Raw genomic sequence first — 24,666 nt, forward strand, 5'->3', positions numbered from 1 at the left:
ACGCGTGATTACGCTTCAACAATCGCCAGGATGTCGCTCTCAGACATGATCAACACTTCTTCATTGTCGATCTTCTCGGCTTTCACACCGTAGCCATCGTTGAAAATGACGATGTCGCCTACTTTCACATCCAGCGGCTTCATTTCGCCGTTTTCCAGGATGCGACCATTGCCCACAGCCAGCACTTCACCACGGGTAGATTTACCCGCCGCGGAGCCGGTCAGAACGATGCCGCCAGCAGATTTAGACTCAACTTCTTTACGCTTGACGATAACGCGGTCATGCAATGGACGAATTTTCATTGATAGCTCTCCTTTGAGAAGGTCCATATCTGATTCAGGATAAGATGCCGTATACGCTGCGCATACCGGCCTCGTGGTGTTTTAGATGGGGGCATTAGCCCCCCCTTCAAGGGACACCAACAAAAATTTTTTTATTTTTGTCGTGTCACCGCATAACAAACAGCTAACAAAAGGTCAGCCCGCACTCTATCTTGCCGGGGCCGGCACCGCCACCCCAGCGAAACGTTTTTCTGTTACCGCTTAGTGATCGTCTTTGTGGGTATCGCGTTGTTCCAGGCGGGGGTGAGGATCATCCTTGCGCTGGTATTCGCCGTCAAAGGTGGTGCCGCCCCCCTGGCCGGGCCGGAACCCGCCGCGGGCCGTAAAGGCGAGGTGCGGCAGCAGTTTCAGCGTCAGGCGTTTTTGCACCGGCGGCAACAGCAGCAGCAACCCTAAGAAATCGGTAAAGAACCCCGGCAGCAGCAGCAGGAAACCAGCCAGCACCAGCGAAACGCTTTTCACCATCTCAGCCGCCGGGCTTTCACCCTGCGCCAGCTTCTGTTGCATCTGGATGAAGGTTTTCATCCCTTCGTTACGCACCAGCGACACCCCGACACCAGAGGTAAAAATCACCAGCAGCAGCGTCATAAAGACGCCCAGCACATGGGCAACCTGGATAAACAGGGATATCTCAATGTAGGCCAGTAAAAATATCACCAGCAACGGTAACAAACGCACCGTATTCTCCTTTCAGCAAACGCGTTGGCAAAGAGGCACCAACGCGTAAAAATAGAGGCCCGGCAGGTCATGTTACCGGGCTGACGTTATTGAGATGGAGTTGGTGCCGGATGAATTCAACCGCAACCGCTATTTTTATTGAGCAGGTCAACGAAATGTGAAGCCCTTCACAGTTATCAAATCCTCCTGCGGCGAGCGTACAAGGCGTGATCGCGCTGCGTGCATTTCTCAGAAAGCAGCATATGATCGTGCGCGGCAGGAAGCCGGCGGTTAATTCTATGGTGTGAACATGCGCCAGCATAATGTCTACTATTTATTCAGTCATCCATTTACGGCATCAAATAGAGAAGGTTCTATGTCAAACACAATTCGTATCGAAGAAGACCTGCTCGGCACACGTGAAGTGCCGGCCGAGGCTTACTATGGGATCCATACCCTGCGTGCGATCGAAAATTTCTACATCAGCAATACCAAAATCAGTGATGTCCCTGAATTTGTCCGCGGCATGGTCATGGTGAAGAAAGCGGCGGCGCTGGCGAACAAAGAGCTGAAAACCATCCCGCGCAAGATTGCTGATGTCATTATCCAGGCATGTGATGAAGTGTTGAATAAAGGCAAGTGCATGGATCAGTTCCCGGTAGACGTTTTCCAGGGCGGCGCCGGGACGTCACTCAACATGAACACCAACGAGGTGCTGGCCAACATCGGGCTGGAGCTGATGGGCCATCAGAAAGGGGAATACCAATACCTCAACCCCAATGACCACCTGAATAAATGCCAGTCCACCAACGATGCCTACCCGACCGGCTTCCGCATTGCGGTGTATGCCTCAATCCTGAAACTGATCGATGCCATCAGCCAGTTGGGTGACGGTTTCGAGCGCAAAGCCAAAGAATTTGAAACCATCCTGAAAATGGGCCGCACCCAGTTGCAGGATGCCGTGCCGATGACCCTGGGTCAGGAGTTCCATGCGTTTAATGTGCTGCTGAAAGAAGAGACGAAAAACCTGCTGCGCACCGCGGAATTGCTGCTGGAAGTGAACCTGGGCGCGACCGCTATCGGCACCCGCCTCAACACGCCGGAAGGTTACCAGCAACTGGCCGTGCAGCATCTGGCCGCGGTAAGTAACCTGCCGTGCGTCCCGGCTGAAGACCTGATCGAAGCGACCTCGGACTGTGGTGCCTACGTCATGGTGCACAGCTCTTTGAAACGCCTGGCGGTTAAGCTGTCGAAAATCTGTAACGACCTGCGCCTGCTGTCGTCCGGCCCGCGTGCCGGGCTCAATGAGATCAACCTGCCGGAGCTCCAGGCCGGTTCCTCCATCATGCCGGCCAAGGTTAACCCGGTTATCCCGGAAGTGGTCAATCAGGTCTGTTTCAAAGTGATCGGCAACGACACCTGCGTTACCATGGCGTCAGAAGCGGGCCAGTTGCAGCTGAACGTGATGGAACCGGTCATCGGCCAGGCCATGTTTGAATCCATCCATATCCTGACCAACGCCTGCTATAACCTGCTGGAAAAATGCGTCAACGGTATTACGGCCAACAAAGCGGTGTGTGAGGCGTACGTCTTTAATTCCATCGGTATCGTCACGTACCTGAACCCGTTCATCGGCCATCATAACGGTGATATCGTCGGTAAAATTTGTGCGGAAACCGGCAAGAGCGTGCGTGAAGTGGTCCTTGAGCGCGGCCTGCTGACGGAAGCGGAACTGGATGACATCTTCTCGGTGCAGAACCTGATGTTCCCGGCGTATAAAGCCAAACGCTATACCGATGAGAATGAACAGTAACCCTGTTCTGACCTGACATCAGGGCACGTTATTCAGTGAATAACGTGCCCTTTTCTTTTGGAAGGTACAAAAATATAACAAGTTGTTTTCATTTTTCACTAAGGAACAAACGCAATGTTGATTCTGGAATTTGTCATTGTGCTGCTGGCCATCTTCCTTGGCGCGCGGCTGGGCGGCATCGGCATTGGTTTTGCCGGTGGGCTGGGGGTGCTGGTGTTGGCGCTGATTGGCGTAAAGCCGGGCACCATCCCGTTTGATGTGATCTCCATCATCATGGCGGTGATTGCAGCCATCTCCGCCATGCAGGTGGCCGGGGGCATGGATTACCTGGTCCGCCAGACGGAAAAACTGCTGCGGCGTAACCCACGCCACATCACGCTGCTGGCACCGGTGGTCACCTACTTCCTGACGATTTTTGCCGGCACCGGCAATATCTCGCTCTCTGCCCTGCCGGTGATTGCGGAAGTGGCCAAGGAACAGGGCATCCGCCCCAGCCGCCCGCTCTCAACGGCTGTGGTGGCCGCACAAATCGCCATTACCGCCTCGCCTATCTCCGCCGCGGTGGTGTACATGGCGACGGTGATGGAGCCGCACGGCGTCAGTTACCTGACGATGCTGACTATCCTGATCCCCGCAACGCTAGCGGCCGTGCTGCTGATGTCACTGCTGGTGAGCTGGCTGTTCAATGCCCGGCTGGAAGATGACCCCGTGTATCAGCAACGTCTGGCAGAAGGGCTGGTTACGCTGCGCGGTGAAGATCGCCCGGCCATTCCCGCCTCCGCGCCCTATTCGGTATTGCTGTTCCTGCTTGGGGTACTGGCTGTGGTGGTGTATGCCATTTTCAACAGTAACGGTTTCCATCAGGCGGTGCTGGGCACCCCGGCGGCCCCGGTGATGACCACCACCAGCGCCATCCTGATCATTATGTTAAGTGCCGCCACGCTGATTACGCTGCTGTGCCGGATAGATACCGCCGCCATCCTCAACGCCAGCACGTTCAAGGCGGGCATGAGCGCCAGCATCTGTATTCTGGGTGTGGCCTGGCTGGGCGATACCTTTGTGCAGGATAACCTGGTGTGGATCAAAGGCACGGCCGGCAGCGCCATTACCAGCCACCCGTGGCTGCTGGCGGTGATTTTCTTCTTCTGCTCGGCGTTGCTTTACTCCCAGGCGGCGACCGCCAAGGCGCTGATGCCGATGGCGATGGCATTGGGTGTGACGCCACTGACGGCACTGGCGGCGTTCCCGGCGGTGTCCGGGCTGTTTATCCTGCCGACCTACCCGACGCTGGTGGCGGCAGTACAGATGGATGATACCGGCACCACACGCATTGGCCGTTTCGTTTTCAACCATCCCTTCTTTATCCCTGGTACGCTGGGCGTCGCGCTTTCCGTGCTGTTCAGCTTTGCGCTCGCCAGCGTGATGCTGTAATCCGCTGCCAGCGGCCGGGCTCACTAAAGTGTATGCGGGGGTAAAATCCCCCGCCTTCGCCTTCAAGCGGCCGTCGCTTCGCGTTATAGTCTCTGGCTGGCGCTGACCGGTCGGCGTGCCTTTCTCCCACTATGTTGCGAGGTCGAGATGTCTGAGATAACCGCGTCTGAAATGACCCTGACAGAAACTGTTCCCCTGAATATCGATCCCCTGCCGGCGCAGGCCGTTGTGGTGCTCTGCACAGCGCCGGATGAAGACAGTGCGCAGGAGCTGGCGGCAGTGGCGCTGGGCGAGAAGCTGGCGGCCTGCGTCACGTTATTGCCGGGTGCCAGTTCAATGTACTACTGGGAAGGCAAGCTGGAGCAGGCGTACGAAGTCCAGATGTTGTTCAAAAGTGATACCCAACACCAGCAGGCGTTGCTCGCCTGCCTGCGGCAACACCACACTTACCAGACGCCGGAGCTGCTGGTGTTGCCGGTCCGCGATGGAGACAAAGATTACCTCTCATGGATTACCGCCTCATTAAAATAATTGTCTGGCTATGCGGCATCCTGCTGCTGCCGCTGGCTGCACATGCCTCCCTTTTCCCTTCGCCTGCTGCTAAGGCGTTTGTGCCGCCGGATCAGGCGTTTGCCTTTGATTTTTCGCAAAAAGGCAACCGCCTGACGCTGAACTGGCAGATTAAACCCGGCTACTACCTTTACCGCCAGCAGATCCAGTGGACGGCCACCGACGCCACAGTAGGGGATGTCACCCTGCCGGAAGGGCTGTCACATAAAGATGAATTTTTCGGCATCTCAGAAATCTACAAAAACCAGCTGGCGTTTACGCTGCCGATCACCCGGGCTGCGCCGCAGGGCCAGGTGAAAGTGACGTATCAGGGCTGCGCCGAAGCGGGGTTCTGCTACCCACCAGAGACGCGCATTGTGCCGCTGAGCGCCGTGACGCCGGGTGCGACGGCAGACGCGGCAGCGGCTCCCTCTGCCCCACCGCAGACAGCGGCCACCGCCGCCCCGCTGCCCTTCTCGCCGCTGTGGGCATTGTTGATCGGCATCGGCATCGCCTTTACGCCCTGCGTGCTGCCGATGTACCCGCTGATTTCCGGCATTATTCTCGGGAGTGAAAAACGGCACAGCCACCGGCGCGTGGCGGTGCTGGCACTGGTGTATGTGCAGGGCATGGCGCTGACTTACACCCTGCTGGGGCTGTTGGTGGCCGCCGCCGGGCTGCCGTTCCAGGCGGCGCTGCAAAGCCCCGGCGTGCTTATCGCGCTGTCAGTGCTGTTTATCCTGCTGGCGCTCTCGATGTTCGGCCTGTTTACCTTGCAGTTGCCTTCCGCGCTGCAAACCCGCCTGACGCTGTGGAGCAATACCCAGCGCGGCGGGTCGCTGCCCGGCGTGTTTGTGATGGGCGCACTGGCGGGGTTGATCTGCTCGCCCTGCACTACTGCGCCGCTGAGCGCCATTCTGCTCTACATCGCGCAGAGCGGGAATCTGCTGGCCGGTGGCGGCACGCTCTACCTGTATGCGCTCGGCATGGGCATTCCGCTGGTGGCAGTCACGCTGTTCGGTAACCGGCTGCTGCCGAGAAGCGGGCCGTGGATGAACCATGTGAAAGAAGCATTCGGCTTTGTGATTCTGGCACTGCCGGTGTTTCTGCTGACGCGGGTCATCGGCGATGTGTGGGGGGAACGGCTCTGGAGCCTGCTTGGCATCGCCTTTTTTGGCTGGGCCTTTTTGCTCAGCCTGAAAAGCAGCCGCGCCGGTGTCCGGCCGCTGCAACTGCTGCTGCTGGCTGCCGCGCTGGTGGTGGCCCGGCCGTTGCAGGAGTGGGTATTCCCCTCCCCGGCCACCGCCGCACAACCTGCCGGCCCGGCATTCCAGCCGATCACCAGCCGGGCCGCGCTGGCGGAGGCGCTGCATCAGGCGCAGGGCAAACGGGTGATGCTCGATCTCTATGCTGACTGGTGTGTCGCCTGTAAAGAGTTTGAGAAATACACGTTCAGCCAGCCTGCGGTGCAGGAGGCACTGGCGGACACCGTGCTGCTGCAGGCGGATGTCACCGGTAACAGCCCGGAGCAGCAGGCGCTGCTGGCGCAGTTACAGGTGCTGGGCCTGCCCACTATTTTGTTCTTCGGCGAGCAGGGCCGGGAAATCCCGGATACCCGCATCACCGGCTTTATGGACGCCGCGGCCTTCCGTGCGCATTTGCAGAAAGTACACCCGTAAACGACACTAGTGTCTGGATTGGAAATGGGAGAACGCCAACGTGCAACGTGAACATGTGCTGAACCACGCTTTAACCCTTCTGGAGCAGCGCGGGCTGGCCACCACCACGGTAGAAATGGTGGCAACAGAGACGGGACGTACGGAAAGCGATTTATACCGCTTCTGGCCGGATCGTGAGGCGCTGTTGTATGACTGCCTGCGCCATCATGGTCAACAGATTGATACCTGGCGGCGCCAACTGCTGCTGGATGATTCGCTGACGCCGCAACAGAAGCTGCTGGCCCGTTATAAGGTACTGCATGAGCAGGTGAACCAGCAGCGCTACCCAGGCTGTTTGTTTATCGCCGCGTGCAGCTTTTTCCCGGACAAACAGCACCCTATCCACCAGCTTGCAGAGCAGCAGAAACGCGCCTCTTATGACTATACGCTGGCGCTGTTGCAGGACATGGACGCAGACGATGCGCCGATGGTGGCCGAGCAGATGGAGCTGATTCTGGAAGGGTGCCTGAGCAAATTGCTGGTAAAACGGCAGCCCCATGATGTGGAAGTCGCATTACGGCTGGCTGAGGATGTTTTGCAGGTCGCACGCTGCCGTAAACATGGTGCGCTGACCTGATAAACATCGCCTGTCAGGGGCAGTTTTTGCTGCTGCCCTGCTGCTTTTTGCCTGAAAAGAGAGCAGTCAGCCCGGTTTCAGGGAGAATTCTGCATAAAGCCGTTGACGGCCTTCAGCCAATACGGTTTAATGCGCCCCGTTGCCCGGATAGCTCAGTCGGTAGAGCAGGGGATTGAAAATCCCCGTGTCCTTGGTTCGATTCCGAGTCCGGGCACCAATTATTCAGAAAACCCAGCCAATGGCTGGGTTTTTGCTTTTCTGCGTCTGAACTCTCCATCAAGCCGCCTTCAACCTTTTAAGCTGCCTGGGCGGCAGTGAACAGATCCACAGGCAAATTTATCGGGGACGTTACTTTCTAAGCTGCCTGTGCGGCAGTGAACGATGACAGCGCTGATGATTTGGCAACAAACACTTTCTAAGCTGCCTGTGCGGCAGTGAACTAATGGGGCGCGAGTTCACCGGAGGCCGCCCATTTCTAAGCTGCCTGTGCGGCAGTGAACCATTGCAGTAGCCGTAAATTTCCTGTCCTTTGTTTCTAAGCTGCCTGTGCGGCAGTGAACACATTCCATTAAGGATTACATCCTCCATGTTATTTCTAAGCTGCCTGTGCGGCAGTGAACGCCGTTTTTTTCCTGATGGCGCGCACGTTCAATTTCTAAGCTGCCTGTGCGGCAGTGAACGAGCCAGAGATAGATGAAATTTTGCTGATTACTTTCTAAGCTGCCTGTACGGCAGTGAACTTTGTCCCTCTCCAAAAAACCCCATTTTCAGCTTTCTAAGCTGCCTGTATGGCAGTGAACAAATCGAACGTAGCCATATGGCCTCCAGTCTATTTCTAAGCTGCCTGTACGGCAGTGAACGTGAACGGCAATAGCGTGCAGATCTGCCCGCCTTTCTAAGCTGCCTGTACGGCAGTGAACTTCAATCGCGCACCACGCCGTTACGGGTTCATTTTCTAAGCTGCCTGTGCGGCAGTGAACCTAGGCGAAATCCGCGTTGTCTGCCGACAACATTTCTAAGCTGCCTGCACGGCAGTGAACTTCGGCTGCCCTGAAGCCCTCAGGAATGCGCATTTCTAAGCTGCCTGCACGGCAGTAAACACGCGTTTGTGTGTGTAACTCTGGCGTAATCATTTCTAAGCTGCCTGTGCGGCAGTGAACCGGTGTAACCCGCGAAACCATGTATTTTGACATTTCTAAGCTGCCTGTGCGGCAGTGAACTGTCTATCGACGAGGAGGAAATTCCCTACTAATTTCTAAGCTGCCTGTGCGGCAGTGAACAGACAGCCCGCGAATCTCTTCTGGCGACATATTTTCTAAGCTGCCTGTGCGGCAGTGAACCCCCTGGCCTCTCGCGTCATCGCCTCAATATTTTTCTAAGCTGCCTGTGCGGCAGTGAACGCGACACAAGCGGCAGCAGCAGCACAAGCAGCTTTTCTAAGCTGCCTGTGCGGCAGTGAACTGGGGTCATCGTTGGTATACACCCACGTGTGATTTCTAAGCTGCCTGTGCGGCAGTGAACAATACCACCGATAGTCGCTGTTTTAACGTCCATTTCTAAGCTGCCTGTGCGGCAGTGAACGCAACCTGGTCGATACAATATCAATCCCTTGTTTTCTAAGCTGCCTGTGCGGCAGTGAACGAACGTGCCGATCACAAACGGCGATCCGTTCTTTTCTAAGCTGCCTGTGCGGCAGTGAACATGCTGCGCCACGGTGGAGGTGGCGCGCTTCATTTCTAAGCTGCCTGTGCGGCAGTGAACCCAGACATGCCGCCTGACGCTTGGCATTTATTTTTCTAAGCTGCCTGTGCGGCAGTGAACTGTACGCAGGAGTTGCAGGATTTTGAGGAGTTTTTCTAAGCTGCCTGTGCGGCAGTGAACACGTAGTCAGCGGTGTACTCAACGTGGCCATTTTTCTAAGCTGCCTGTGCGGCAGTGAACTATCACTGGCAGGGGCTTAACTTCAACTGGCATTTCTAAGCTGCCTGTGCGGCAGTGAACAGAACAAAACCGCCATCGAACTGGAGGAGTTATTTCTAAGCTGCCTGTGCGGCAGTGAACACTGAGCGCCTATCACGAAAAACTTGCAGCGTTTTCTAAGCTGCCTGTGCGGCAGTGAACGTTTCCAGCACCTTCCCGGGGGTGCCGGTGATTTTCTAAGCTGCCTGTGCGGCAGTGAACTGGTCAGCCAGCTTCGTAACGTTTTGTTATTGCGTAAAAATCCTTTTAATTCTCTTCCTTACCCCTTTTTTCTTACCTCATATTTAGGTCTCAATAAATCAACAACTTATCCTTGACGGAAATAAAAGGGTCAGAACCAGGGGATGGTGGCGGTGTTGCTCAGGCCGTAACAGCTAAACTCCCCTGCGGTGGCGGCGGGCTGAAGTTCACCGTGGCGGATAAACAGCCGGAAGTGGTGACCGCTGGAAAGGCTTTTTACGGCCAGCCAGGGCAAGTCGCTTCGCTGTTCCTGACTGTTTTCAAGCCGCTGTGTCGCCTCTGCTTCACTGATCCAGCCTTTCTTCACTGAGCGCCGCAGTAAGCGCCCGGCACTGCTTTTCACCTGCACCCGGCTTACCGCGCGCCACCCTTTGATTACGCTGACCTGTGTGATCGCTGAAACAGCGCAGTAATCGCTAAGGCCGGTACGCCAGTGCAAAGACTCCAGCGTATGCAATGCGGTCTGCGTGCCGTGCAGGCGCAGAACCGGGCCGGGTTTAACATCGTGTGCCGGAAAGCTGACGCCAATATCGCCCTGCTTATGCGCCGCTAATGCCCGGTGTAATTTGGCGAACAGCGCAGACATCAATGTCTCTTCGGTAAACTCAGGGTCAGGTAATACACGGATCTCAAGAAAATGATCCATCGCCATTCTCCTTAATCGGCTTTTTCACCAAAGACACCACCACGAATCAGCACTGCCATGACATAGTGCTGCTGCTCTGTTGGCGGCTGCTCGCCACGGATGACCCACCGGTCCAGTAGCGTATAGAAGTCCATCTTCTCTTTAGGTTGCCGGCAGGCAATGCCGCGGCTGGTCACAGAACCATACGGCTCAACAGCAATCGCCCCTAATGTGCCAGCCTGCGGGTGCCAGGTATCAATAGTGCGAAGCGCATTGCCTATTTTCTGGGAATGCATCGCCGCCACGTTATTCACCTGGTACAGCACTTTGCTTTTATTGCTGCTTTTATCAAGCACCAACTCCTGGGAAGGAAACACCTCCTGCCCCTCCCCCAAATGGGCATACGCAGCCACCTGTAACAGGACAAAACGCTCGCCGCGCAGCCCGGCGGCAATCTCATCCGCCAGCTCACTCAGCGTGGCGTCTGCGGGCGTAAATGCCCGTAGGGAATAGTCATGCGCCATGAACTCCCAGGTTTTACTCCCGGTGACCACCACCCGGATTTGTCTGGCACCGACCCGGTTGCGCCACAGGAAACGGCCATTGGCCAGATTGGCGGCATAACGTTTCGCCAGTTCGCTAAAACCCTGTTCATCGATATAGCCGGTAATAATTTGCTGTAAAGCGTCCTGATAGCGCCGGTCATTACATACTGAAGGCTCGGCCAGGTTGCCCAACACGCGCAGGGTGAAGCTGACTTTCAGGGTATCCGCGTCTGCCGGTAGTGCAGCCACATCCACTCGTTGCAGGTTAGCGTGCTGGATCTGATTATCCAGTTTGGCGTTATCGCTGGTTACCGCATTTTTCAGGCGGTTAGAGATGGTCCCCCGTACTGCTTTTTCCTGAACAGGAATAGGTTGCCACTCTGCCCCTTGCCAGAGGCCGGAGAACATCAGCGCATCGGACGTCGCCAGTTTGCGTTCAAATGCCAGTACTGACGCCGTTTTGATATCAACAGGTGCCTTTGCCATGTTTGCGTCCTTTTAAAAGTGATCATCATCATAAGTACAATCTTCTGCCTCAATGGCGGCCTGCGCCCCGCAGCAGTAGTAACCTGTCTCCGTGGTGTGATAACGCCACAACAGTTCATCCAGCGAGTGGATCCGGTGCAGACCGCACCATTCCCCCACGCCATATACCGCTTCGGCAAAACAGAAAGGGGTTGCCGGGTCACGGGTCCGCGCTACGTCACCTGGGGCGTAGCACGGCGAGATACGCTGATAGCCGGTCATCAACGGCACCAGGTAACCGGCATAAGGTTTTGGCTCATAACGCCATTCGGCGGGCGCGCCGGGCTCCGGTAATATGCCCTCCCCGGTATGCGGTGCCAGCTTCAGCGCAGCGAAGTCGAGCCAGGCATCCAGCATGTCGGTTTGCGGCTCCAGTGCCTGTTTTGCTGAACAATGCTGTGCCAGCCAGGGCGAACGGTCGACCAGCGCAAAGCCCGGCATCAGCGGCCAGAACAGTGCGCTGACCCTTTCATCGTCCGCCAGGTTGCGTACCTGCACCTTGCCCATACTGACCACCGTGCCCCCAGCCAACCGCTGTTGCCGGCACAGCACCTGTAAATGCTCAGCCAGCAACGCTAAACCGGTATCACCGTTGGCAAGCGTGCCCCGGCACTTCATGACCAGCGATACGGTGAGATGCATCCGCGCCTCTTCATTGATTGACGCGGTCTTGCCCTCTTTACTCAACGGGTTGCGGGTCAATACAAACTGGTAATCCCCACCCGCGTTATAGGCATGAACCTGATGGTGATGGCAGATGACCCCGCAGCCCTCCAGCGTGATGCCGTGGCTCTGCTGAAGTTTGCGTGACAGCGCGTGTGCATACCCGAGGAACTGAGTGATAGCCGGAAATCCCCAGGTCAGCCCTGTGGCTGCATTGGCATTTTCCACCTGCAACCGCGGCAAAATAATGCACCGGCTCATGATTGTGCCTCCTTGATGACGTGTTCCATTTCACGTAAACGCTGTTGGCATTGCGTGCGCCACGCTTTGCGTTCAACCATCCCCACTGCACATTTTGCGGCATTTAACTGCGTGTTCAGCCACTGGGCGAAGTCATCTGCCACGGCGGCTTGCCAGTCACCCCGTTCCCGATCCAGCGCGAATGCCGGGTCATCCTGGGTACGCCACGGATCAAGCCAGAGCGCCTGATGAGGCCTAAGAAGGCAGGAGGACTCTGTTGTCCAGTTGCACCACTCGGGCCGTTGAATACCCGCAGCAACGTTGAACAAAAGATCAATCAACTCATCAACATAGTGTTCACGGCGACGTTTGATGGCAGCGTTGTTATAGTTGCCGCTGTGCGTGAGGAGTGCGGTGAAGCTTGTGAGCGTATTAGCTGTTAAATACTCAAATGGCCCTTTAGGGGCGAACAGCGAGGTGATAGCCAGTGGCTTTCGCTCCTGCACCTGCCACTGCGGTGGTTGAGACGAGAGCAGCCACATCCGGCCGCCGCGGCTGCTGTTAAGTGCAGAGATATTTTGCGGTTTGGTGCCGCCAAAATTCATCACAGCGGTATTGGGAAAGGAGACCACCGGCAATGGGTGCCACTGTTTATTGCGCCGGGCCTGACGGGCAGCTTTGCTCTCTTCACTGAAACGCTGCGCAACGATTTTCTGGTGCAGTGCTTGCGCTAATGAGGAGGAAAACAAGGGGCTGAGCAGATGGTAACCATCACCCACCGGAAAGTAGATCTGCTTGGACAGCGTATGGGACGTGGGTTGGCCGGTATCAAGCACCCGGGAAAAACCGGTTACCCAGGCAGCTAACTGCTCACTATCTTCTGCCAGCTCAGCGAGCAGTGAATACTCTTTGCGGCGCAGGCAGTCGAGCAAAGAATCTTTCCCAAACCGGGTTTGCAGCAGTTTTGCCACATCCAGCGCCGCGGCATTGCCTACCGCATCCAAAGAGGGTGCCGCCAATGAGGCCGTCGACAGGTAGCCCTCCTGCTGGCGGATGCAGCTATAGAGGCTGCTGCTTTGCGCGTCGCCATGTGTATATTTCGCCGCATGTGTCACCAGGCTGATTTGCCCGGCGCGTTGCGCGGCATTCGTCAGCCAGGTACGGGGTTCATATTTTAGTTCCAGTTCCCGCCGCGCCTCGGCAAGGGCCTGGTCAAGTGCGCTCAGGTCTGCCGCTGAGGCTGCCTCACGCCGTTTTTTCGCGTCTTTGTCGAAGGCCGCGAGTTTGCTCTGCTTCCGGTCATTGATCCATGAAGTGATGTCCATCTCTTCACCGCCATTTAATTTGCTATGAACGTGAGTAATGAAAATATCGTTTGCGCTGACTCACTCCCGACCTCAATCGAGGGCGCGGAATACCCCTAAAAGCGGATGAAAACACCATGCCTGCGGTGCCTCCGTTGGGCTGCACATCAGGGAGAGTTCGCCATAGCGCGTGCTTACCTCTTCCAGTGACAGATCGCTTTGTTCAGCCAGCGCCAGCCATACTGCGTGGTAATCCGTTTCTACCCAGGCACTGACACCGGCAGCAAACTCGACCTCTGCCCTGTTAAAGCACCCTGCTTCTTTCCAGCCGCTGGGGCCGTCATCCCGAAAATAAAATCCCGGCGTGTCATATTCTTCCTCCATACGTAAAAAGAACTGTTCTTCAGGGGAGGTGCGGCGGAAAGGGGTACGACGTTGCAACTCATCATTCCAGTGCAGTGGCTGGCGCCACCAGAGCGCCGCCGAGAGCTTGCCCTGCCCACGGCCTAATAACACCTCGCGGGTGTGCTGGTGCTCCAGCGCGGTCAGGCTGCTGTATGGGCTGCGTTGTGCCGGAGGTTCGATCAACCTCGGGAGAGAACTGATGACGCGATACTCCTCCTCATGCAATACGTCATTCACGTCGTCACTTGTCAGACGAAAATGTGGGTTCTCAAAGCCAGGCAGGCAGAAGACCGCTTGCCCAGGATGGGTACGACGCAAGGCACGCAGATTTTTATTGAGGATGAAGATATTGGGGGAATCAGGCACCCGCCTGCGGTGGCGCTGAATGCGCCCGGCAAACTGAACCATCGAGCGAACCGAGCTACATTCCAGAATGCCCCAATCCGCATCCCAGTCACGCCCAACTTCTACTACAGACGTTGCCAGTACGACAAACAGGTGATTTTCGTCTGTTGAGCTGGCCAAGGCCCGCTTAACTTCCGGCAATTTCCAGAGTGCGTCTGTTTCACGCCGGTCAAAGGCACGATCCAGATGCTGTTCAATATGGGAGCGTATCCCTGTCGGGTGATGGCTGTGGTAGACGCAATAATGAATATGCGTTCCCGGTGGTGAAGGGCATTGCAGCAATGCTTTGGCGACCGCCACCAACGGATCAATATTTGCCATACGCACCAGCCCCAGGGAGACCTTTTTACCGTGCTCATGGCATTCATGGTGCGCATGATGGAGAGACAGCATGGCCTCATGCAATGTGGTGGCTACCGCTGTAATGACCTCCGGCACAGAACGGCCGGCGGCCTTGACGGGGATAATGCTGCCTTGCCGCACTGCCGGTTTATTGCGTAAACGCGCAACGCGAGCAGCTATAAAATCCTGATGAGCCTCAAGAAACTTCTCATAATCACCAAAACAGCCCGGCTTAACCTTATCCTCATCAAACCAGGCGCAGCAAACCGCCATATCCTGTGGCTGACCGATGGCGTGCTGGTAAGCCTTACGCCCTTTGCCATAGGCAATATAAAGCGCCTGTACCAAAGAAGGGGGTAATGTTGCCGAGGAGAGCACGACTTTCGAGCCAAGCATACCGGCCCAGTTGACCAGGCGACACAGGGCGTACTCATCAGCCAGGTCGAAATCGTCCGGCTCATCCAGCACCAGATCACTGGTCAGCAACCGCAGCATAGGGGCAAGCTGTTTGCCGCCGCGGGTGCCTTCCGTCGCCGGCATCAAATGATCAATCGTCGCCACCAGCACGGGGGCATTAATCAGCTGTTTGAGTTTGGGGTCTTTCTGCAGCCAGTGCTGCAATGGGCTGTTATCGGGCGCGCCATCGTAATGCACATATTGGTGCTCTCCAAACAGTGCCTGGGCTGACAGGCTATTGTCATCCGGCTCCGGATGCTGCTGTTCATAAAGCTCCCGGGCAGCGGACGAGCCAATCATAACGGCCAGATCATCCGGCTGAAGATGCAGGCGCTCGCGCAGCGCTTGCCCTGTCTGGAGGGTCAGTGTTCGCAGGCCCAGTGCCACCGTAAACCGGCATCCCTGCTGCTCATTCGCCAGCGCATACATGATACGGGCATTGGCGAATGTCTTACCGCAACCTGTAGACGCGAGGTTGATACCGAAAAAACCCTGCTGCTGTGCCTGTTCCCGCAGCCCGGCACAGCATTCCCAGGCTTTATTCTGCCACTGGAAGCGTACATCCGCGGCCCGCTCACGGAAGCCTTTATGCCGGGCAATCGCCGGCAGTTGCCGCCGGATACCGGGCAGTACGCGAGCCAACAGCAAAGCATGGTGCGCGACCCCGACACAGTGCTCATCCAGCTGCTGCTTCAGCCGGCCGGTGGCGCGGTCAGTATTGGCCCAGACCGGATAGTGTTCATCCTGCCAATGCGCAGACGTTTGCTGCGAAGAGTAGTGGTGATCTGCCAGCATCAGCGCCAGCCGGGCCAGATGGGGAACAAACGCCTCATCAAGCCGGGCGAAATCCGCTAACGCGCCGGAGTTCAGGGCGCGTTTCGCCAGTTGATGTGCTTTATTGCCCCAGGCTGCGCTGCGCCACGGTAATCCGTGTGGAAAGGTCCAGACACTGTCGAAATCCGCTTCTGTCCACCCGGCCAAATGATTAAGGGCATTCCAGGAGGCATCAAGCTGTTGCTCCAGCCATGCTGCGCTCTCAGCCATATCCGGCGGGTTCCTTCCCGGATAATGCGGCAACCGGTGGTGTGACAGCAGAAGCCAGCACACCGTTTGTGCCAATGGCGTCATCCCACAAAAAGGGCTGGCCGGCGCAGTATGATCGTTGGGATCGAGAGCGGGTTTCACCCGATCTTTCTTCAGGCGCGCAAGGATCGCCTCTTCATCAATACGATCGGGGTGGTGTAATAACGCCAGCCACTCACTGTCATGTTGTTCACCGACAAACGCCTGGAATAACCGTACCGAGAGCCATTCATGGCGAAATGGCTGATAACGACGTACTGAGGCGTGGCACAGATTGTACTGGAACAGGTAACCCGCTTTTCCAAAATCATGAAATAGCCCGGCAAGTGCAGCCAGCAACGCAATCGCTTCAGTACAGCTCCAGGCGTTCTCTCGCTGGCTGCGTAAAATATCCAGTGTGGTGTAATGGGTAGGCACCGTGCCCTGTATATTAAAACAGCGGGCATTACCCACAATCCAGAGAAGCTCACTCTGGCCGTTTTTTTTCAGCCAATGGCAGGCAATCGCCGTGTTCCTACGGGCGCTACGACGTAACAGGCGTCGTAATGTATTGACGCCCTCCAGGGTGATGGCCGTCTGCCAGGTCCTGTCCCCTTTACGCTCTGCAAATTGATCCAGGATACGGCTCGTTTCTGTACGCGCCTGTTTACTGCATTGTGAGATCAACAGAATATTCATGATGCCAATACCTCTGCGGTCTCCTGCAATGAGGCAATCATCACATCCAGCGCTTCTGCCTGTTGAAAGCCGGAGATACAGCGTTGGCGGAATGTTTGTTCATCCTCGCCTTCCATTGCGGCAATAAACGCATGGGGTAAAACCAGCGCATCTTTAACGAGATCGGCAATATCAAACACCAGCCCACCACGCCGGGTTTTACCATGTAATACAGCCAGCCCATGAGGAATACCTGTTACCCAGGCAGCCACCGCGGCTAACCCATAAGCCAGGTAATTACCATGGTCGAGAAACTGGTTTGCGCTGTCAGTCCCGGCACCGCGCTTTGCCCGGCTGAAGCGCCCATACTGCACCGTTTCAGCAGCCAGTTTATAGAGTGCTTTGGTCAATTGGGCTTCTTGTAACAACATATCAGTATGAGAGCCTGCATGTTCAATTCCCTGACGATAACGGTGCAGCAAAGCACGTAACTGGGCTTCTTCCGGTTTGAAATGGGTTTCACGCCGCCCCCCATTTCCCAGCCAGCAACGTTCAATTTGCCTGAGCCTGATATGCTGAAAACGGCGGGCAGCCAGAAGGCGCTTTTCCTCATCGAACCAAAAAGAGAGCCACTGCTGTAGATACTGGGTAGGCCGGTATTCGCTTTGGGGGGTTAGCCACGAAACATCAATATCGACTTCATTCCCTGCATACAGCGGTGTCCCGCCCCCGCCACAAAACCCGACCAGGACTCCGGCCCGTGCAAATTCACGCATAGCGGCTTGTGTGATGGAGGTGCCGGTTCCCAGCATCACAACGCTGGTGTTCGCAATAGGGATGTTCCAGTACAGCGACGTTTTTCCTTCGTCAGTGACGTAATCCACACGTCCGCCATTGACCAATACCCGGCAGTATTGCAGGTAATAAATGTTTGCACGTTTAGAATGCAGAATGGTTTTCAGATCGGACGGGGTAATTAATGCAGTCGACATAATGGAGACTCGTCTAATAAGAACGTAATGAAATACTCTTTTTAGCGAGTCGCCAGGGCAATGCAGCAATGATGATAATGAGAGCGGAATCAGAAAGATATTTTTATACCGATACGTAGACAGCATTTCGGCAATAAAAGGCGCATTTACTCCGATTAAGAAAACAATAAGTAAATGTGTATATATTCATTAACCAAATAATTTAAAGGCAAGAATAATTTTTTGCTTTCCTTAATGGCTTAGCACTACCCAATCCCTGTGCCGGCTGATAAGTGTTTTATGGGCGTTGAGCAGCTGGGTCTGCTCCAACCGGCGGATAGCCGTTTCCGTAAGAGGGAGGTTTTTCCACGCCGACCAGGCGCGGTCGGTGAGGTCGTCTGCCGGGTGTTGCAGCGCCAGCAGCGCATCCTGATGGGAGGCCAGGGCGTCTGCCGGTAATGCGGCAAGTTCGGCGGTTATGCTGTTGAGGAAGTCGTGGGTGTGGCGCAGCAGTTGCGCGGCTGTCAGGTGCGGGGATTGCAGGGCAAACAGGATGCCGGGGCGGTCAGCGCTATGGTGGAAGCGGCAGCTCACCACATAACCGATATTCATCTCGACCCGTAACCGCTGGAAGAACCGCGGCTCGTAAAACATCGCCAGCAGTTGCCCGGCGGCCAGCGTGGTGGCGGTAACCTTGCTCAGCGGGCAGAAGATTAACAGTGCGTGGTCCTGGCTCTCTGAGGTGATCGTCCATTCCCGGCGAGCAGGTGGTTTTGCAGGCGGAGCCAGGGCAGATGGCGCGTTCAGCGTGCCGGGAAACGCAGCCAGCAGATGAGAAAGCCGGCGATGCAATGCCGGATCGCCGCCGTAGAGGCTCGCTGCCCAGTGTGTTGGGAATACGCCCTGCTCATCCGGGCACGCGGACAGTGCATACGGTAACTGGCTCAACAATGCCCGCACCGGGATGTCGGTGCGCTGTGCTTCACGCTCCTCTCTGGCGGCTCGCGCGCCCTGCGCCATCACACTTGCCGGTAGATGCCCAAGCGTGTGCGTAAGGTGATGCAACGCGAAAGACAGCGCCGCCGCATTGCCCCGGCAGGTCAGCAGCCAGATGCCCTGATAGCGCGCAAAGGTCAGCTCACCGCCCCGGTGGGCCATATCCCCCGCCAGCGTCTGCAAGGCGCAACGAACGGTATGGCCCCAGCTCCCCGAGAGATCGCTGCCCGCTGCCGGGCGCAGCAGCAGCATCCCCTCGCTGTCAGCGGGATGAAGATGCGGCAGCGGCACAGACGCGGCGGGCAGCGCCGTAGGAACGTCGTCATAGGGAACCGGATGGAAGCGCCACACCGGCGCGCTGAACAACGGTGGCGCGGCAGGCGTAAACGCCGTCAGCACAAGGGGGAATCCCTGTACGCATACCGTCTCGCCTTCCACATCCGGTGCGGCCCACACCCTGGCCATCTGCGCCGGGGTCAGGTGCGCAAGCAACTGTTGCCAGCCGCGGATAAAGGCCGCGTCGATCTCACCCATCGGCGGGAAACCAAATGCCTGATCGCGCAGGTGATCGAGCGGCGTCTGCTGGTCAGCCTGACGGCGCGCCAGTTGCGCGTAGTGGTGCAGGTGCGTATCAGAGAGCGGCACCAATGCCTGCCGCCATGAGTGAAACAACGCCTCGATCTCTGTATGCATCGGCAGTTGCAGGCCACCGCCGTTGAACGCCAGTGATATCACCCACGCCTCAGCGGAGCGATAGGCGATCAATACCTGTACCTCATCACACAGGCCGCGGGCGCGCAGGGTCGCGAGCAGCCCCTGCCCCGCTTCATCCGTCACCCACTGCCGGAATAGGGTCAATGCCGTCGCCGGAACCGTGGAAGGCAGCAAAAATGCCAGTTGCACGTGTGGTACGCCACGGACATTCACCGCCAGGTTACGCCGGGCGGCGAGTGTGACCGGCTGCGCGACCGGGAAATGCGGCACGTCAGCGGTGGGCAGCTGTTCACCGTAGTGGTGTGCGAGCTGGGAGAGTTCGTCCAGGGTGCCGGGGCCTTGCAGCCACAGCGTCATATTCGCAGCGTGGTAGAAGCGCTGGTGATAATCCCGTAGCGCCTGTTGCAGGGCGTCAGGATCGCTGCCAAAGCTCGCCAGGCTGCCGACATGAAAACGGTGCAGGCCGGGCGGCCCGTCAAGCGTCTGCATCAGGGCGGCCGCACGCAGCGTCTCTGCGTGGGTGCGCAGCAGGCGGTATTCGGCGTCAATGATCGCGGTTTCCTGCTGTTGCGCCTCCGGCGTCAGCAACGGCGAGGCCAGCATATCCACCAGCCGCGCCAGCCCCGGTTCGAGCTGCTGCGCACCGGCCTCAAAGAAAAAGGCCGTGGCAGTCGCCAGCGTCGTGGCGTTGACCCGCCCACCCGCTGCCTGTATCCAGGCCATCAGCCGGTCGCTGCCCTGAAAACCGTCACTGCCGGCAAACAGCAGATGTTCCAGTAAATGCGCCAGCCCCGGCCACGCGTCAGGTTCATCGTGGCTGCCGACGCCGACCTGCACCAGTGCCGCGGCGCGGGTCGCCTCCGGCCGGCAGATCAGATGAACCTGCAAGCCATTCGGCAGTTGCAGCGTGGCGCGCGCCTGATGCATCCGGAGATCAGACCTTGAAGATCAGCTGGGAGTTAACACGGTTGCGGAAGGTCAGCTGGTCGATTTTCATCGTAGTGCAGTTGGCCTCTTCACGCGCCGCCAGAATTTTGCCGTGGTGCGGTGATTTGGAGCAGACCGGGTCGGCGTTATCCGCGTTGCCGGTCAGCATGTACGCCTGGCAGCGGCAACCGCCGTAATCTTTCTCTTTCTCCGGGCAGGAACGGCACGGCTCCGGCATCCAGTCATAGCCCCGGTAACGGTTGAAGCCAAAGGAGTCATACCAGATGTGCTCCAGGCTATGTTCCAGCACCGACGGGAATTTTACCGGCAACTGGCGGGCGCTGTGGCACGGCAGCGCGTCACCTTCCGGCGTCACGCTGAGGAAAATCGCGCCCCAGCCGCCCATGCAGCCTTTCGGGCGCTCTTCGTAATAATCTGGTGTGACGAACAGCAAATTGGCCAGATTGCCGCTGGCGGCCATACGCTCGCGGTACACCTGCACGGTCGCCTCGGCCCGCGCAATTTGTTCACGCGTCGGCAGCAGCCCTTCACGGTTCAGGTGCGCCCAGCCGTAGAACTGGCAGGTCGCCAGTTCCACATCATCCGCTTCCAGTTCAATACACAGCTCAATGATGCGGTCGATCTGGTCGATGTTGTGCCGGTGCAGCACAAAGTTGAGCACCATCGGGTAGCCCTGCGCTTTCACCGCTTTCGCCATCTCCAGCTTTTGCTGGAACGCTTTTTTCGAACCGGCCAGCGCGGCATTCAGCGTTTCATCGCTGGCCTGGAAACTGATCTGGATATGGTCCAGCCCGGCGTCACTGAACGCCACCAGCTTCTTCTCGGTCAGGCCGATGCCCGAGGTAATGAGGTTGGTGTAGAACCCCATATCGTGCGCGGCTTTGATCAGCTCCGGCAGATCTTTACGCACCAGCGGTTCGCCGCCGGAGAAACCAAGCTGCACACTGCCCAGTTCGCGCGCCTGGCGGAACACCTCAATCCACTGTTCGGTGGTCAGCTCTTTTTCCTGCTTCGCGAAATCGATCGGGTTGGAGCAGTACGGGCATTGCAACGGACAACGGTATGTCAGCTCCGCCAGCAACCAGAGCGGCGGGTTGACCTGTGGTTTGGACTCACTCACGGAACATGATCCACTTTTGTTCATAGGCGCTGATGAAGAACTCCTTCACATCTTCACCTACCCCTCCGGCATCAGGAAAACGCGCGTCCAACGCGGCAATGATCTCGGCGACGGTTTGTTTGCCGTCCACCAGCTGCAAAATGGCGGTGGCGCTCTCATTGAGCTTCGCCATGCCTTCGGGGTACAGGATCACATGGCAATCTTGCACTTTTTCCCATTGCAGCCGATACCCGCGGCGGAAAACCGGGGTGCTTTGTACGTTAATCTCGATCATACGAGTCTCTCTGTGTGCCAGACGGGTTGCTGCGTCACGGTGTGATAAGGCGGGCGGTTCAGCGCATACGCCATGGTCATCGCATCCAGCATACTCCAGAGGATATCCAGCTTGAATTGCAGGATCTCCAGCATACGCTGTTGTTTCTCTACGGTGTCGCAATATTCCAGCGCCAGCGCCAGTCCATGCTCAACATCGCGGTTAGCCTGGCTCAGGCGACTGCGGAAGTAGCCGTAACCTTCAGCGTCAATCCATGTGTAATGCTGTGGCCAGCTGTCGAGGCGTGACTGGTGGATCTGCGGCGCAAACAGCTCGGTCAGCGAGCTGCACGCGGCTTCCTGCCAGTTGGCGCGGCGTGCGAAGTTAACGTAGGCGTCCACGGCAAAACGCACGCCGGGCAATACCCGCTCCTCCGACAACAGCACCTCGCGTTTCAGGCCCACGGCTTCACCCAGCCGTAACCACGCCTCAATGCCCCCCTCCTGGCCCTGGCTGCCGTCATGGTCGAGAATGCGCTGTACCCATTTACGGCGCGTTTCCGGGTGCGGGCAGTTCGCCATGATGGCGGCATCTTTCAGCGGGATGCTGGTCTGGTAGTAGAACCGGTTGGCGACCCAGCCCTGGATCTGCTCTACCGTCGCCTGGCCGTTATGCATCGCGATATGGTAAGGGTGATGAATGTGGTAATACGCACCCTTGGCACGCAGCGCCTGCTCAAATTCTTGCGGCGTCATCAGTTGCGCGGAGGTCTGTTGTGGATTCATTGTCATTACCTAAAGATCAATCGTCATACCGTCCCAGCTGACCTCAATGCCCTGCTGCGTCAGCAGGTGGCGCTCAGCGGAATCTTCATCAAGGATCGGGTTGGTATTGTTGATATGGATAAGGATTTTGCGTTTGGCCGGCAAGGTACGCAGCAGCGCCGCCAGACCGGTCTCTTCCGACAGGGCCAGGTGACCCATATCTTTGCCGGTGTTGCGGCCGACGCCGGTATCTGCGAGTTCATTGTCACGCCACAGGGTGCCGTCAATCAGCAGGCAATCCGCTTTTTTCATCCAGCCCAGCAGCGCGTCATCCGGTTCGCCCAGCCCTGGGGCATAGAGCAGCGTGCGGCCGCTGGCGGTGTCTTCAATAAACAGGGCCACGTTATGGCCGGGCAGCGGTTTACCACGGTATTGCGAATAGGGCGGCGCGTTGCTCAGCAACGGGATGGCGGTAAAGCGGATCGTCGTGCACGCAGACGTGGTGAACGCCTCATGCGGGGTAATGCCGTGGTGAATCAGGCCGCCGTTCCAGTGGGAAAGCATGGTGAATACCGGGAACCCGGTGGTGAGATCATCGTGCACTTCCGGCGTACACCAGACATGGTGCGGGCAGCCCTCACGCAGGTTAAGCAACCCGGCGCAGTGGTCAATCTGGCTGTCGGTCAGGATAATCGCGCCGATGCCGGTGCCGCGCAGCACTTCAGGCTTATTGAGTTCGGGCGAGGCCGCGAGCTGGTGGCAGATGTCAGGCGAGACGTTGCACAGCACCCACTCTTTGCCGTTGTCGCTGACAGCGATGGAAGATTGTGTACGGCGCGACGCCTTAAGCGTGCCCTCGCGTACACCCTGGCAATTCCGGCAATTGCAGTTCCATTGCGGAAAGCCGCCGCCTGCCGCAGAACCGAGAACTTTAATCTGCATGTGTAGACCGAGAAGGGAAAGAAAGAAGATGCCCACAGCCAGGCCGTGGGCATAAGGATCAACGGTTGGAGATGTACAGAGTCACTTCCAGGCCGAGACGCAGGTCAACAAATTTAGGTTTAGTCCACATGGTGGTTATCCTCTGGATGTTAAAAAGCATTCAATCAATGCTTAACTTATTGCGGCAAACAATACGCGGATTGTCAAATTCAGCAGGGATAAAACCTGTTGGCAGGTCAACCCGGCGTGTTGCCGGGCCGCAACGATTTAGCGGCGCTGATGTTGCTCTAATGTAAATGGTTTATCAACCCTTAATACGCCGTGGCTATCATCAGGCAACACCCGCCGGGCTTAGCCGCCCCAGGTGCGTTTCAGTACCCGCAGCCAGTTACGCCAGGTGATTTTTTCAATCAGTTCACGGCCATAGCCCGCCTGAGCCAGCGCCTGTAACAGCCGGGGCAGCCCGGTGACATCACCCAGTTCATCGGGAACGCTGATGCCGTCAAAATCAGAACCGAAGGCTACCCGGTCTTCGCCCAGTGTAGCGATCAGGTAATCCAGATGTTTGACGATTTCTGTTATCGGCGTGTTTCCATCACGTTTCCCGTCTTCGCGCAGGAACGCATTTCCGAAGTTCACCCCGACCAGCCCATCACTGTCACGAATCGCGACCAGTTGCTTATCCGTGAGATTCCGGGGCTGGGCGCACAGTGCATGGGCGTTGGAATGGGTGGCCACCAGCGGCGCATCACTGATATCCGCCGTCTGCCAGAATGCTTTCTCATTCATATGCGACACATCAATCATGATCCGCTTACGGTTGCAGGCTCGCAGCAGCGCCTTGCCTGCCGGCGTCAGCCCGTCGCCGCTGTCTGGTGAACCGGGAAAACCGCCGCTGATGCCGACACCAAACTGGTTCGGCAGGTTCCAGAATGGCCCGATGCTGCGCACGCCGGCATCATAGAATTCGTCCAGCAAGGCAAGTTCATCATCCAGGGCTTCGGCGCCCTCAATGTGCAGCACCATCGCCAGCACGCCCTGCCCGATACACTGTTCAATCTCCTGCACCGAGCGGCAGAGCCTGGCCTGGCCGGCCGATTCCGCTTCAATCTGATGGAGGATGGCAATCTGGCGGCGGGTAATGCCGAGGGGGTCGTGCGGGGCGTCAGCGATGGCGGGTTTCATCTGTGCGGCATAGTCCGCGGGCGGCACAAACACCGCAAACAGCCCACCAGCAAACCCGCCCAGGCGCGCACGCGGCAAGTCCAGGTGCCCTTTCAGCGGCCCCTCGACAAAGGCCCGGCCAGGGTGTTCATCATGATGCAGCCAGAGGCTGAGCAAAAGGTCGTTATGCCCGTCAAACACCGGCAAGCTGTGCGCGTTATTCATAGGAATTCAGTGT

The 24,666-nt window shown here is 57.3% G+C and carries 20 protein-coding genes, 1 tRNA gene and 1 CRISPR repeat array; of the genes, 6 read left to right on the plus strand and 15 right to left on the minus strand.

Going from position 1 to position 24,666, the window contains the following annotated elements; all coding sequences use genetic code 11:
• Window positions 1–8: 8 nt before the first annotated feature.
• Window positions 9–302, minus strand: a complete 294-nt coding sequence (locus CYR52_RS06350; RefSeq protein WP_036103188.1) for a co-chaperone GroES — start codon at window positions 300–302, stop codon at window positions 9–11.
• 240 nt (window positions 303–542) lie between these two features.
• The gene (locus CYR52_RS06355; RefSeq protein ID WP_072926985.1) at window positions 543–1,019 is read right to left on the minus strand and encodes an FxsA family protein; all 477 of its coding nucleotides are present in this window, start codon (window positions 1,017–1,019) and stop codon (window positions 543–545) included.
• Window positions 1,020–1,374: 355 nt separating this feature from the next.
• Between CYR52_RS06355 and aspA the strand changes: the two genes are divergently transcribed.
• From aspA to CYR52_RS06385, 6 genes are all read left to right on the plus strand, one after another.
• Window positions 1,375–2,811, plus strand: a complete 1,437-nt coding sequence (gene aspA, locus CYR52_RS06360) for an aspartate ammonia-lyase (protein WP_101828205.1) — start codon at window positions 1,375–1,377, stop codon at window positions 2,809–2,811.
• A gap of 114 nt (window positions 2,812–2,925) precedes the next feature.
• A complete protein-coding gene (locus CYR52_RS06365) occupies window positions 2,926–4,242 on the plus strand; it encodes an anaerobic C4-dicarboxylate transporter (RefSeq protein WP_072926975.1) in 1,317 nt (438 codons plus the stop codon).
• Between the two features lie 171 nt (window positions 4,243–4,413).
• The gene (gene cutA, locus CYR52_RS06370) at window positions 4,414–4,773 is read left to right on the plus strand and encodes a divalent cation tolerance protein CutA (RefSeq protein WP_072927377.1); all 360 of its coding nucleotides are present in this window, start codon (window positions 4,414–4,416) and stop codon (window positions 4,771–4,773) included.
• Window positions 4,749–6,470, plus strand: a complete 1,722-nt coding sequence (locus tag CYR52_RS06375) for a protein-disulfide reductase DsbD (protein ID WP_101828206.1) — start codon at window positions 4,749–4,751, stop codon at window positions 6,468–6,470. Before cutA ends, CYR52_RS06375 begins: the two co-directional genes overlap by 25 nt.
• 40 nt (window positions 6,471–6,510) lie before the next feature.
• Entirely contained in the window at window positions 6,511–7,086 is a 576-nt protein-coding gene (gene dicD, locus CYR52_RS06380; protein WP_072926972.1) for a division control transcriptional repressor DicD, read from the plus strand.
• A gap of 141 nt (window positions 7,087–7,227) precedes the next feature.
• Window positions 7,228–7,303, plus strand: a tRNA-Phe gene (locus CYR52_RS06385).
• A gap of 75 nt (window positions 7,304–7,378) precedes the next feature.
• Window positions 7,379–9,267: a CRISPR direct-repeat array (repeat unit 28 nt; unit sequence TTTCTAAGCTGCCTGTGCGGCAGTGAAC).
• Window positions 9,268–9,397: 130 nt separating this feature from the next.
• Here the strand turns inward: CYR52_RS06385 and cas6f are convergent.
• From cas6f to CYR52_RS06450, 13 genes are all read right to left on the minus strand, one after another.
• Window positions 9,398–9,952 carry a type I-F CRISPR-associated endoribonuclease Cas6/Csy4 gene (gene cas6f / locus CYR52_RS06390; protein WP_101828207.1) on the minus strand — a complete coding sequence of 185 codons (555 nt, stop codon included), beginning with the start codon at window positions 9,950–9,952 and terminating at the stop codon, window positions 9,398–9,400.
• A gap of 11 nt (window positions 9,953–9,963) precedes the next feature.
• Complete coding sequence (gene csy3 / locus CYR52_RS06395) at window positions 9,964–10,962, minus strand: type I-F CRISPR-associated protein Csy3 (RefSeq protein WP_101828208.1); 999 nt, start codon at window positions 10,960–10,962, stop codon at window positions 9,964–9,966.
• A gap of 12 nt (window positions 10,963–10,974) precedes the next feature.
• Window positions 10,975–11,925, minus strand: coding sequence for a type I-F CRISPR-associated protein Csy2 (gene csy2 / locus CYR52_RS06400; RefSeq protein ID WP_101828209.1), 951 nt, complete (start codon window positions 11,923–11,925; stop codon window positions 10,975–10,977).
• Window positions 11,922–13,229 carry a type I-F CRISPR-associated protein Csy1 gene (gene csy1, locus CYR52_RS06405; protein WP_101828210.1) on the minus strand — a complete coding sequence of 436 codons (1,308 nt, stop codon included), beginning with the start codon at window positions 13,227–13,229 and terminating at the stop codon, window positions 11,922–11,924. The genes csy2 and csy1 overlap by 4 nt, the downstream gene beginning before the upstream one ends.
• A 72-nt stretch (window positions 13,230–13,301) precedes the next feature.
• Window positions 13,302–16,577 carry a type I-F CRISPR-associated helicase Cas3f gene (cas3f, locus tag CYR52_RS06410; protein WP_101828211.1) on the minus strand — a complete coding sequence of 1,092 codons (3,276 nt, stop codon included), beginning with the start codon at window positions 16,575–16,577 and terminating at the stop codon, window positions 13,302–13,304.
• Complete coding sequence (gene cas1f / locus CYR52_RS06415; protein ID WP_101828212.1) at window positions 16,574–17,548, minus strand: type I-F CRISPR-associated endonuclease Cas1f; 975 nt, start codon at window positions 17,546–17,548, stop codon at window positions 16,574–16,576. Before cas1f ends, cas3f begins: the two co-directional genes overlap by 4 nt.
• A gap of 231 nt (window positions 17,549–17,779) precedes the next feature.
• Complete coding sequence (pqqF, locus tag CYR52_RS06420) at window positions 17,780–20,164, minus strand: pyrroloquinoline quinone biosynthesis protein PqqF (protein WP_101828213.1); 2,385 nt, start codon at window positions 20,162–20,164, stop codon at window positions 17,780–17,782.
• A gap of 7 nt (window positions 20,165–20,171) precedes the next feature.
• Window positions 20,172–21,305: a pyrroloquinoline quinone biosynthesis protein PqqE gene (gene pqqE, locus CYR52_RS06425; RefSeq protein WP_072926953.1), complete on the minus strand. Its 1,134-nt coding sequence runs from the start codon at window positions 21,303–21,305 to the stop codon at window positions 20,172–20,174.
• Complete coding sequence (gene pqqD, locus CYR52_RS06430) at window positions 21,298–21,579, minus strand: pyrroloquinoline quinone biosynthesis peptide chaperone PqqD (protein WP_072926952.1); 282 nt, start codon at window positions 21,577–21,579, stop codon at window positions 21,298–21,300. The genes pqqE and pqqD overlap by 8 nt, the downstream gene beginning before the upstream one ends.
• On the minus strand, window positions 21,576–22,343 hold the full coding sequence (gene pqqC / locus CYR52_RS06435; protein ID WP_072926950.1) for a pyrroloquinoline-quinone synthase PqqC: 768 nt from the start codon (window positions 22,341–22,343) through the stop codon (window positions 21,576–21,578). Before pqqC ends, pqqD begins: the two co-directional genes overlap by 4 nt.
• 9 nt (window positions 22,344–22,352) lie before the next feature.
• On the minus strand, window positions 22,353–23,264 hold the full coding sequence (gene pqqB, locus CYR52_RS06440) for a pyrroloquinoline quinone biosynthesis protein PqqB (RefSeq protein WP_072926949.1): 912 nt from the start codon (window positions 23,262–23,264) through the stop codon (window positions 22,353–22,355).
• 58 nt (window positions 23,265–23,322) lie between these two features.
• Entirely contained in the window at window positions 23,323–23,394 is a 72-nt protein-coding gene (gene pqqA, locus CYR52_RS06445; RefSeq protein ID WP_071822147.1) for a pyrroloquinoline quinone precursor peptide PqqA, read from the minus strand.
• A gap of 221 nt (window positions 23,395–23,615) precedes the next feature.
• Window positions 23,616–24,653 carry a dipeptidase gene (locus CYR52_RS06450; RefSeq protein ID WP_072926946.1) on the minus strand — a complete coding sequence of 346 codons (1,038 nt, stop codon included), beginning with the start codon at window positions 24,651–24,653 and terminating at the stop codon, window positions 23,616–23,618.
• Window positions 24,654–24,666: the final 13 nt, after the last annotated feature.

Origin of the sequence: Chimaeribacter arupi (genome assembly GCF_002858805.1) — a bacterium.
GTDB lineage: Bacteria > Pseudomonadota > Gammaproteobacteria > Enterobacterales > Enterobacteriaceae > Chimaeribacter > Chimaeribacter arupi.